Origin of the sequence: Amycolatopsis sp. VC5-11, from assembly GCF_037034185.1 — a bacterium.
Taxonomy (GTDB): Bacteria; Actinomycetota; Actinomycetes; order Mycobacteriales; family Pseudonocardiaceae; genus Amycolatopsis; species Amycolatopsis nivea.
This window is the reverse complement of the sequence record NZ_JBAGKF010000003.1, coordinates 684,746-695,380: the sequence shown is the minus strand read 5'-3', so window position 1 is coordinate 695,380 and position 10,635 is coordinate 684,746. Positions and strand designations below refer to the sequence as shown.

Genomic DNA, 10,635 nt, shown 5'->3' with positions numbered 1-10,635 from the left:
AGGTTCGGGACAGCCTCAGGCCGCCCTCTCCTGCTTCCGGCATCAGACTCGCTTTCGCTGCTCGGTGCGCCCTCAGAGAGATGACTTTCTCCCCTGTGCGCTCCCCGCCCAGCGAACGCATGCTGGAGGGGAACAACCAGGTACGACACAGTGTGCCGCGTTTCGCGGTGTGGGAGAACGATGACCCTCAATGTGGCCCCCGCAGGCCAGCTCAGCGCCGATCAAGTGACCTCGGTGCTGCGTTCCGCGACTTTGGCGCCGTCCACGCACAACACCCAGCCCTGGCTGTTCAGCAGCGGCCCGGCGGGCATCGAGATGCACGCCGACCCCGACCGCACCCTGCCCGTCGCCGACCCCGACCGGCGGGAACTGCTGCTCTCCTGCGGAGCCGCGCTGTTCAACCTGCGCACCGCGATCCACGCAGCCGGCTTCCACCCGGCCACGACGCTGCTGCCCCGGCGCAGCGATCCCGACCTGCTGGCCGTCGTGCGCCCGCGTGCGGCCGCCACCGTCGACCCGAGGCTGGCCGCTCTTGCCAAAGCCATCCCTCGCAGGCACACCAACCGCACTCCGTTCACCGCCAAACCCGTTCCGGGCGGGACGCTGGGCGCCCTGCGGCACGCGGCTGAGATCGAGCACGCGTGGATGCCGCAGCTCGACGACGGCCAGCTCGCCGGGCTCAAGGAATTGGTCCGCGAAAGCCACCGCATCCAGCTGAACGACCCGGCGTTCCTCGCCGAATGGCAGCGCTGGACCGGACGCGGCCGGGAGAACCGGGACGGCGTCCCCTTCGCCGCCGGCGGCGAAACCGCCGCGGACGACGCCTGGGTCTTGCGCGATTTCGGCGACGGCACCCGCGCTCCGGGGGCGACGCCGACCGTCGTCGTGATCGGCACCTTCGCCGACGAGCCGATCGACCGGCTCCGTGCCGGACAGGCCATGCAGCGGGTGCTGCTGACTGCCACTGCCGACGGGATCGACGCCTCGTTCATCTCCCAGCCGGTCGAAGTGCCCGCGATCCGCGCCCGCCTCCGCGACCTGCTCGGCGGCGGGCTCTGGCCGCAGATCGTCCTGCGCCTCGGCTACGGCACCCCAGTCGCCTGGACGCCGCGCCGGGCGCTGGAAGACGTCCTGTTCGACCCGCCCCCGCTCAGCGCCTGACCCGCGTCGCCGGGCCACGGTTCACCTGCGCTCGCTCCGCAGCTCCGTGGCCAGCACCGCGGCCTGCGTGCGCCGCTCCATGCCGAGCTTCGTCAGCAGCCGCGAGACATAGTTCTTCACCGTCTTCTCGGCCAGGAACATCCGTTCGGAAATCTGGCGGTTCGTCAAGCCTTCGCCGATCAGCTCCAGCAGCGTGCGCTCCTGTTCGGACAGCTGCGCCAGCGGGCCCCGCTTTTTCTCCGCGCTGTCGCGCAGCTTCGCCATCAACGCGGCCGCGGCGTGCGCGTCCAGCAACGACTTCCCCGCCCCGACGTCCAGCACCGCCGACACGAGGTCGAGGCCCTTGATGTCCTTGATCACGAAGCCGCTCGCGCCGGCCATGACGGCGTCCAGCATCGCCTGTTCGTCGGTATAGGACGTGAGCATTAGGCATTTCAGCTCGGGCAGGCGGGACCGCAGCTCGCGGGCCAGTTCGATGCCGTTGCCGTCGGGCAGCCGCACGTCGAGCACCGCGACCTCCGGCCGCAGCGCCGGGATCCGGGCCAGAGCCTGCGAAACGTTGCCCGCCTGGCCGACCACAGTGATCCTGTCGTCCTCGTCCAGCAGGTCGGCGACCCCGCGCCGGACCACCTCGTGATCGTCCACCAGGAAAACCCGCAACATCCGTTCTTCTCCTGCCTCGGGCGCGGCGGTGTGCCGCGCGGCCGGAAACGAGCCTACGACCGGGAGTCCTTCAGCGGCGGTGCCGAAAGTCCTCAATCCCCGGCCGAAGACCCTTCCGGTCCCGGAACCGACCACACCAGCCGGGAGCCGCCGGCCGCGGTGAGCGTCCCGCCCCGGCGGTTCGCCTGCTCCGCGAGCGCGGCCAGCTCCGCCGCGGCCGGACCGGCGAGATCGTCGCCGCCCTCGTACCGGACGGTCACCGTCGTCCGTGCCGGTTCCGCCTGGATCCCGACCTCCACCGACTGGGCCGACGCGTGCCGGGCGACCAGCCGCAGCGCTTCGTCGAGGAACGGCACGACCGCGTCGGACCGGACCTCGTCGAGCTTCCCGGTCAGCTGGGTGGACACCGGGAACCCCAGCGCGTCCCCGGCTTCGGCCAGCACCCGCAGGACCTGGTCGCGAACCGGCTCCGGCGAGCGCGGCGGGCCGTCGCCCGGCTGGAAGACCGTGCTGTGCGCCTGCGCGATGATGTCGTCGAGCTCGAAGATCGTCTCTCGCAGCCGGGTGGCCACGACCGGCGACCGCGCGAGGCCGGCTGTGGTCTGCAACGACAATCCGGTGGAGTACAGCCGCTGCAGGATTTCGCGCTGCAGCCCGGCCGCGATCCGGTCGCGCTCGTCGTGCAGCGCGGCGGCCTCGCGTTCCGCGCGGGCCTGCGCCAGTTCGACCGCCACCGCCGCCTGGTCGGCGAACCACGCCGCCATCTCCAGCTCGTCCTCGCCGAACGCCGCGCGGCTGGTCAACCGTGCCGCAGCGAGCACCGCGGGCGGCTGGTCGCCACCGGCGAACGGGACCAGCAGCACCGCGTCGAGGTTCAGGTCCGCGGTGGAGGGCGTCAGCCCCTGCGCTGCCTCGTCCGGCCACGTGCCCAGCTTCGGCTCACCGCTCGCGAGCACCGCACCGACCACAGCGGACTCCGCGGTCAGTTCCCGTCCGGCCAGTTCGCCCGCGCCGGAACCGGCCGCGTACCCGATCTGCGCGCGTCCTCCCTCTCCGGCTGGGCAGAACACGGCGACGAGGTCGGCGGACGCGAGTTCCCGCAGGTAGTCGACCACGCGCTCCAGCGGATCCGCTGTCTCCGCCGCCAGCAGCTCTCGGGTCAGGGCCGCGGACGCGCGCAGCCATTCCTGCTGGTTCCGCGCGGTCTCGTACAGCCGCGCGTTCTCGATCGCGCTGCCAGCCGCCGCGGCGAGCGCGAGGGCCAACTGCTCGTCCTCGGCGCTGAACGGACCGCGTTCCCCGTCGGCGAAATACAAATTGCCGAAGACCGCGCCCCGCGCCTGGATCGGCACGCCCAGGAAGCTGGTCATCGGCGGATGCCCGGCGGGGAACCCGGACGAGCGGGGATCGTCCTGCAGCCGGGTCAACCGGATCGGCCGCGGGTCCTCGATCACCGCGCCGAGCAGGCCCTTGCCCTCGGGCAGCCCGCCGATCCGCTCGACCGCGTCCGGGTCCATCCCGGTGTGCACGAATTCGGTCAGCCGTCCGTCCGGGCCGATCACGCCCAGCGCCGCGTACCGCGCCCCGACGAGTTCCCTGGCCGCCTCCACGATGCGCCGCAGCAGCGAGGGCAGCGCGAGCCCGGTCGTGATGGTCTGTGTCGCGCGCAGCAGGCCCCGGAGCCTGCCTTGGGCGCCCATGACCTCCTGGGCTCGCTCGACCAGCTGGGCCAGCAGCTGGTCCAGCTCCATCCTCGGCTGGTCGGGGAAGGTCAGCCCGGCCCGCTCCGGTGCGTCCCGCTCGCTCACCGCTGCTCCCTGCCGGTCGGATGTGCGCGCCCTTGCACCACAGGGAGTTTCCCGCCTCGCGGAAACACCGTCAAGCGCAGCCGAAGTGCCCTGCGACCGCCCGGAAGATGACCAAGGACCCTCTCCCCGCCGGCCCCGCGCACCGGATGCTCACGACGACCTTTCCCGCAGCGAGCAGGAGATCCGCATGAACGCCCTGGACCTGGCGCGGTGGCAGTTCGGGATCACGACCGTCTACCACTTCCTCTTCGTCCCGCTCACCATCGGCCTGTCCTTCCTCGTCGCTGGCATGCAGACCGCGTGGGTCCGCACCGGCGACGATCGCTGGCGCCGGATGACCAAGTTCTGGGGCAAGCTGTTCCTGATCAACTTCGCCATGGGAGTGGCGACCGGCATCGTCCAGGAGTTCCAGTTCGGCATGAACTGGTCGGACTACAGCAGCTTCGTGGGAGACATTTTCGGCGCCCCGCTGGCGATCGAGGGGCTGCTGGCGTTCTTCCTGGAATCGACGTTCCTCGGCCTGTGGATCTTCGGCTGGGACCGGCTGCCGAAAAAGCTGCACCTGGCCACGATCTGGCTCGCCTCGATCGGGACCGTGCTGTCGGCCTACTTCATCCTCGCCGCGAACTCGTGGATGCAGCATCCGGTCGGCTCCGAGGTGAACCCGGCGACCGGGCGCGCTGAGCTGAAGGACTTCGGCGCGGTGCTGACCAACTCGACCGCGCTCGGCGCCTTCGCGCACACGATTACCGCCTGCTTCCTCACCGGAGGCATGTTCGTGGTCGGCATCAGCGCGTGGCAGCTGCGAAAGAAGCGAGACGCCGACGTCTTCCGGCCGTCGATGAAACTCGCCCTCGTCACCGTGCTCGTCGCGAGCCTCGGCGTGATCGTCACCGGCGACCTGCAGGCCCGGCTGATGACTCAGCAGCAGCCGATGAAAATGGCCGCCGCCGAAGCGCTCTACGACACCGTCTCCCCCGCGTCGTTCTCGCTGTTCACCATCGGCTCGCTCGACGGTTCGCAGGAGAAGTTCAGCATCCGCGTCCCGGGCGTGCTGTCGTTCATGGCGACCGGGCGGTTCGACGGCCAGGTCGAGGGCATCAACAATCTCCAGGCCGCCGAACAGCAGAAGTACGGCCCCGGCGACTACCGGCCCGACGTCCCGGTGACCTACTGGACCTTCCGGCTGATGATCGGCTTCGGGTTCCTGTGCCTGCTGCTGTCGGCCGCCGGGCTGTGGCTGTTCCGCCGCGGCCGGAGCCCCCGCGCCCGCTGGTTCCTTCCCGCCGCGACCGTCGCGCTGTCGTTTCCCTTCCTGGCCAACAGCGTCGGGTGGATCTTCACCGAAATGGGCCGTCAGCCGTGGTCGGTGTTCGGCGTGCTCACCACCGCCGATTCGGTCTCGCCCACCGTCTCGGCCGGGAACGTGCTCACCTCGCTGATCGTCTTCACCGTCCTTTACGGAGTGCTCGCGGTAGTCGACGGCGTGCTGATGGTCCGCTACGCCAAAGCCGGGCCGCCGCCGCCCGAAGCCGCGGACGCCCCCGAATCCGACGAGCCGCGCCCCGCGGCCTTCGCCTACTGAACCCGGAGCATCTAGATGGCGCTGACCGACGTCTGGTTCCTGCTCATCGCGGTCCTGTGGACCGGCTACTTCGTCCTCGAAGGATTCGACTTCGGCGTCGGAATCCTGCTGCGCGTGCTCGGCCGCGACGACACCGACCGCCGGGTGCTGATCAACACCATCGGCCCGGTCTGGGACGGCAACGAAGTCTGGCTGCTGGTCGCGGGCGGCGCGACCTTCGCCGCCTTCCCGCTCTGGTACGCGAGTCTGTTCTCCGGCTTCTACCTGGCCCTGCTGGTGGTCCTGGTGGCCCTCATCTGCCGCGGCGTCGCCTTCGAATTCCGCGGCAAGATCGACAGTGCCCGCTGGCGCAACACCTGGGACTGGGTCATCACGATCGGCTCCGCAGTGCCCGCCCTGCTGTGGGGCGTCGCGTTCGGCAACATCGTGCACGGAGTCCCGCTCGACGCCCAGCACCACTTCACCGGGACCTTCTTCACTCTGCTCAATCCGTACGCGCTCCTCGGCGGGCTCGCGACGCTCACCGTGTTCACCTTGCACGGCACCGTTTTCCTCGCGCTCAAGACCACCGGGCCGGTGCGCGACCGGGCACAGTCGCTCGTCGCCCCGCTCGGCGCCGCCGCGCTGCTCTGCGGCGGCGGGTTCCTCGCCTGGACCGCGCTCGACCACGACCTGTGGACCTGGGTCTTCGCCACCGCGGCGGCCGTATCGCTCGCCGCCGGGATCCTGCTGGGCATCCGCGGCCGGGACGGATTCTCGTTCCTGTGCACCGCGCTGGCCATCGTCGGGGTCACCGCCACGCTGTTCTGGTCGCTCTACCCGGCGGTGCTGCCCTCCACGACCGACCCGGCGTTCAGCCTCACGACCGCGAACGCCTCTTCGACGCCCTACACGCTGCAGATCATGTCCTGGGTCGCGCTCGCGTTCACCCCGATCGTGCTGGCCTACCAAGCCTGGACGTACTGGGTGTTCCGCAAGCGGGTCGGGCGGCACTCCATCCCGGCCGGCGCCGGACTCCCGAGCGCGCACTGATGCGGCCGCTCGACCCTCGCCTGCTGCGACTGGCGAGCGCGGTGCGGCCGTTCATCGCCGGCTACGCCGCGCTCGGCGGACTGACCGCGCTGCTCGTGCTGGCCCAGGCGGAATTGCTGGCCGACAGTGTTTCGCGAGCTTTCCTCGACGGAGCGACACTTTCCGCACTCGCTGTTCCGGTGGCGTTGCTGGCCGGAGTGGTCCTCGTGCGTGCCGGGGTCGCCTGGCTGTCCGAGACGGCTGCGCACCGGGCATCGGCGAAGGCGTTGTCGCAACTGCGCGACGCTGTCGTCGGTGCGGCGCTAAGGGCCGGACCACGCTCGACTACGCGCTCCCCCGCCGAAATCGCCGCGCTGGCCACGCACGGCGTCGACCGGCTGGACGGATACTTCGCCCGCTACCTCCCGCAGCTGCTCGTCGCCGCGATCGTGCCCGCGGTCGTCGGCGCCCGGATTCTGTTCGCCGACTGGACCGCGGCGCTCATCGTCGCGCTCACCGTGCCGCTGATCCCGGCGTTCATGATCCTCATCGGACTGTTCACCCAACGCGACGTCCGCCGGCAATGGCGCACGCTTTCCGTGCTGGGCGACCATTTCCTCGACCTCGTCGCCGGGCTGGGAGTCCTGACCGCGTTCGGCCGCGCCCGCGCACAACGCGCGACGCTGCGGGACATCTGCGAGCGCTACCGGACGCAGACCATGCGGACGCTGCGGGTGGCGTTCCTCTCGGCGCTCGCGCTGGAACTCCTCGCCACGCTTTCGGTCGCGGTCGTCGCCGTGTCCATCGGGTTGCGGCTGCTCGCTGGGGACCTGGACCTGCACACCGCGCTCGTCGTACTGATCCTCGCCCCGGAGGCGTATCTCCCGCTCCGCGCGGTCGGCACCCGCTTCCACGACAGCGCCGAAGGGCTCGCCGCCGCGGAGGACATCGTCGCGCTCACCGACGAGGCCCCCGAGGAGCAGCACGCCGCACCCGCACGCGCGCACGGCGTGCTGTGCCTCGAAGACGTCACCGTGACCGGCCGGTCCGGGCCGGTCCTCGACGGGTTCTCGCTGACCGTCGCGCCCGGAGAGGTCGTTGGAATCGTCGGCCCCAGCGGGGCGGGGAAATCGACGCTCCTGGACCTGGTGCTGGGCTGGCGCGAGCCGGACCGCGGCCGGGTCGTCGCGGGGGAAACCGATCTCGCCGACGTCGGCAAGGCGACCTGGCGCCGCGGCATTTCCTGGGTCCCGCAACGGCCGCATCTGGTCGCCGGGTCGGTCTCGCAGAACATCCGGCTCGGTTCCCCGCACGCGAGCGAAGCCGAGGTCCGCGCGGCCGCCACCGCCGCCGCGCTCGACGTCCCGCTCGACACGGCGGTCGGCGAACTGGGTTCCGGCCTCTCCACCGGGCAGGTCCGGCGCGTCGCGCTGGCCCGAGCGATCCTGCTCGACCGTCCGCTGTTGCTGCTCGACGAGCCCACCGAAGGCGTCGACGCCGAAACCGAGGCCGCGATCCTCGACCGGCTCCCGGCGGTGCTGAACGGGCGGACGGCGATCGTCGTCACCCACCATTCCGCCGCGCTCGCCCTCTGCGACCGGGTCGTGACCGTGCCCGCCGCTCGGCCGGCCGCCTCTCCCGCTACCGCTGCGCCCACCGCCGCTCCGCCCCCGGTTCCAGTGCTCGCCGAGTCCGAACCGGACAGTCCGCCGGGCACCTGGCGGCCGCTCTTGGCCGCGCTGCGCCGGCACCGACTGCGCTTGGCGCTGGCCTGTGTCATCGCGACCGCGGCGCTCGGCTGCGGCGTCGCGCTCACCTCGACCTCGTCGTGGCTCATCGCGACCGCCGCCCTGCACCCGCCGGTGCTGAGCCTGATGGTCGCGATCGTCGCCGTCCGGACCTTCGGGCTGGCCAAGGGAGTTCTCCGCTACGTCGAACGACTGCTCACCCACGACGTCGCCCTCCGCGTGCTGACCGAACTCCGCGTGCGCGTGTGGACCCGGCTCGTGCGGATCGGCCCCGCCGTCACTGCCCGCCTCCGCCGCGGCGAACTGCTGCACCGTCTGGTGTCCGATGTGGACAGCCAGCAGGACCTCGTGGTGCGCGGCCTCGTGCCCGGCACCGCCACGTTCGCCGTGCTCGCCGCGACCGCCACCACCCTCGGCTTCCTCCTCCCGGCCGCCGGCATCGCCGCCGCGGCGGGTCTCGCAATCGCCGCGATCGTGGCGCCGGCGGTCACCGCCGTCGCCACCCGCCGGGCCGAACGAGACACCGCGCGGCTGCGCAGCGAACTCAGCGCCCGCACGGTGGAATTGCTGCACGCCTCAGCCGACCTTCTCGCCTTCGACGCCGCCCACGCCCGGCACGCCGACCTGCGCGAACTCGACGCCCGCGCGACCGCCGCGGCGCGCCGGTCCGCCTCCCGCCGCGGTCTCGGCAGCGGAATCGCCGTGCTGGGAGTGGGTTTCACCGCCGTCGCGTGTCTCGTGCTCGGAATTCTGGCTGTGCGAGCCGGAACGCTCTCCGGTCCCGCCCTGGCTGTGCTCGCCCTGACTCCGCTCGCGACCGCCGAACTCGTCGCCGGGCTTCCCGAGTCCGCGCTACGCCTTCTCGGCAGCCACACCGCCGCGCAACGGCTCGCCGCACTCGATCAGACGCCGGCCCCGTACAGCGAACCGGCCAGCCCGCAGGACCTCCGCACCGCCGACAACCTCGCCACGGCGAACCTGTCGGTCCGCTGGCCCGCTTCCCCGCGCGACGCGGTGCAGGACGTCGACTTCACCGTCGGCCACCGCTCCCGGCTCCTGCTCACCGGGCCTTCGGGGGCCGGAAAGAGCACCGTCATCGCCGCGCTGATGCGCTATCTCGACCCGTCGTCCGGCGAAATCCTCCTCGACGGAGCCGACACGCGCAGCTTCCCCAGCGACGCCGTCCGCGCGCAGATCGCCTGGTGCGGCACCGAAACTCACCTTTTTGACAACACGCTGCGCGAAAATCTGCGTCTGGCCCGGCCCGGCGCGTCCGACGACGAGATCCGGGCCGCCCTGGAGCTGGCCCAACTCGGTGCCTGGCTCGCCAGCCTGCCGGACTGCCTCGACACCGCGCTCGGCCTGCACGGAACACCGGTCTCCGGCGGAGAACGCCAGCGCATCGGCATCGCGCGGGCATTGCTGTCCGCGCGTCCGATCCTGCTTCTCGACGAACCGACCGCACATCTCGACGCGCCGACCGCGGCGGCTCTCGCGGCCGATGTCCTCGCCGCGACGCGGGCCCGGTCCGTGCTGATCGCGACGCACCGGCCTGGAGAGTTTCGCGGGGTGGCGGAGTACCGGATTCCGGCGCGAGCCGGGTCGGAGGCACGGGAGGGATCTCGCGCTTAGGATCGAGGGAATGGACGTCTCGTTTGTCGGGCACGACGGGAATCCGGACGACCCGATCTATCACATCCCGACTTCCCAGGCAGACCACCGGGTCCTGCCGGGCGCAGGATACGAAAAAGACACGCTCGAAGACCTCCAGCTGTGGGCATGGCTCACCGCGCTGGCGTTCAACCAGATCGTGCCCGGCCCGATCGGCGTCCGTCCGGGCACCGACCCGCCAGACCGGATCCTTGCCGTCGACGGAACTGAGTACCCGCTCGAACTCACGGTTCTGACGGTGCAGCAGCTCCGGACCCGGCTCGGCGGAGTACGGAAACTGGCCCGGCTGGTCCATGAGCGGTTGCATGACGAGCCGTCCGGCTTCGCGCACCTCGCCGGCCGCACAATCGTGATCGCTGCCTTCGACCTCGACCGGGCGCTGCCTCCTGGCACCCGCCGCACCGACGTCGCCGAACAGGTCGTCACGGCGCTTCGCGAGGACCGTGGGTTCATGGGCGGCAATCTCGACTCGAACCGGCTCGCCGCCGAAGGACTGCCTACGACACTTGATCTGTCCGGCGGGGATTACGGGGAATTCGCCGGACTCAAGGTGCGTGCGGAACGTTCCGCTGTCTCAACCGGCGATCCGGTCACGGTCGTCGGCGCCGCACAGGCCGAGTTCCGGCTGATCGAGGCGCAAACGCTGGTCAAAGAGATCATCGCCAAGAAGGACGTTCCGGAGAACCGCATCCTGCTGATCTCCGCCGGAGCTCCCGACAGCGACGGCTTCGCGTGCCCGCTCGATTTCTGGCTGTTCGACGCGCTATGGCAACACGGACTGGGCGGTCGCCCGCACCCGGTGCATCTGGATTGCGTCGTGCTTCAGGCATGGGGCAAGCCGCTTGTCGCAGAGCTCTACCGCAGGCCCGGCGCCGCCTTGCCATGGCCGCCTCCGACCGTCAGGAGACCCACCTCCGACCAGCCGCAATGACGGCAACCGCACCAAAGCAGCTGGCGTACGCCCATGCCACGCGGCGGGTGCACGGAA

Annotated in this window: 7 protein-coding genes; 5 read left to right on the top strand and 2 right to left on the bottom strand. The window is 71.0% G+C overall.

What is annotated here, in order from left to right; translation table 11 throughout:
* Positions 1–180 precede the first annotated feature (180 nt).
* Positions 181–1,161 (top strand): Acg family FMN-binding oxidoreductase, encoded by a 981-nt coding sequence (locus tag WA670_RS14805; RefSeq protein ID WP_134734400.1) that lies wholly within the window; start codon positions 181–183, stop codon positions 1,159–1,161.
* Positions 1,162–1,182: 21 nt separating this feature from the next.
* On the opposite strand, the gene WA670_RS14800 is transcribed toward WA670_RS14805, so the two are convergent.
* Both WA670_RS14800 and WA670_RS14795 read right to left on the bottom strand, forming a co-directional pair.
* Positions 1,183–1,824, bottom strand: coding sequence for a response regulator transcription factor (locus WA670_RS14800; protein ID WP_134734399.1), 642 nt, complete (start codon positions 1,822–1,824; stop codon positions 1,183–1,185).
* Between the two features lie 92 nt (positions 1,825–1,916).
* Complete coding sequence (locus WA670_RS14795; protein ID WP_238606323.1) at positions 1,917–3,632, bottom strand: GAF domain-containing protein; 1,716 nt, start codon at positions 3,630–3,632, stop codon at positions 1,917–1,919.
* 187 nt (positions 3,633–3,819) lie between these two features.
* Here WA670_RS14795 and WA670_RS14790 point away from each other — a divergent pair, with 187 nt between their 5' ends.
* Genes WA670_RS14790 through WA670_RS14775 form a run of 4 tightly spaced genes read left to right on the top strand, consistent with a single transcriptional unit; the run spans position 3,820 to position 10,578 of the window.
* On the top strand, positions 3,820–5,217 hold the full coding sequence (locus WA670_RS14790) for a cytochrome ubiquinol oxidase subunit I (RefSeq protein ID WP_238606322.1): 1,398 nt from the start codon (positions 3,820–3,822) through the stop codon (positions 5,215–5,217).
* 15 nt (positions 5,218–5,232) lie between these two features.
* Positions 5,233–6,249: a cytochrome d ubiquinol oxidase subunit II gene (gene cydB / locus WA670_RS14785; protein ID WP_238606321.1), complete on the top strand. Its 1,017-nt coding sequence runs from the start codon at positions 5,233–5,235 to the stop codon at positions 6,247–6,249.
* The gene (gene cydD, locus WA670_RS14780; RefSeq protein WP_336158021.1) at positions 6,249–9,608 is read left to right on the top strand and encodes a thiol reductant ABC exporter subunit CydD; all 3,360 of its coding nucleotides are present in this window, start codon (positions 6,249–6,251) and stop codon (positions 9,606–9,608) included. The genes cydB and cydD overlap by 1 nt, the downstream gene beginning before the upstream one ends.
* Positions 9,609–9,618: 10 nt before the next feature.
* Positions 9,619–10,578: a hypothetical protein gene (locus WA670_RS14775; RefSeq protein ID WP_336158019.1), complete on the top strand. Its 960-nt coding sequence runs from the start codon at positions 9,619–9,621 to the stop codon at positions 10,576–10,578.
* Positions 10,579–10,635: the final 57 nt, after the last annotated feature.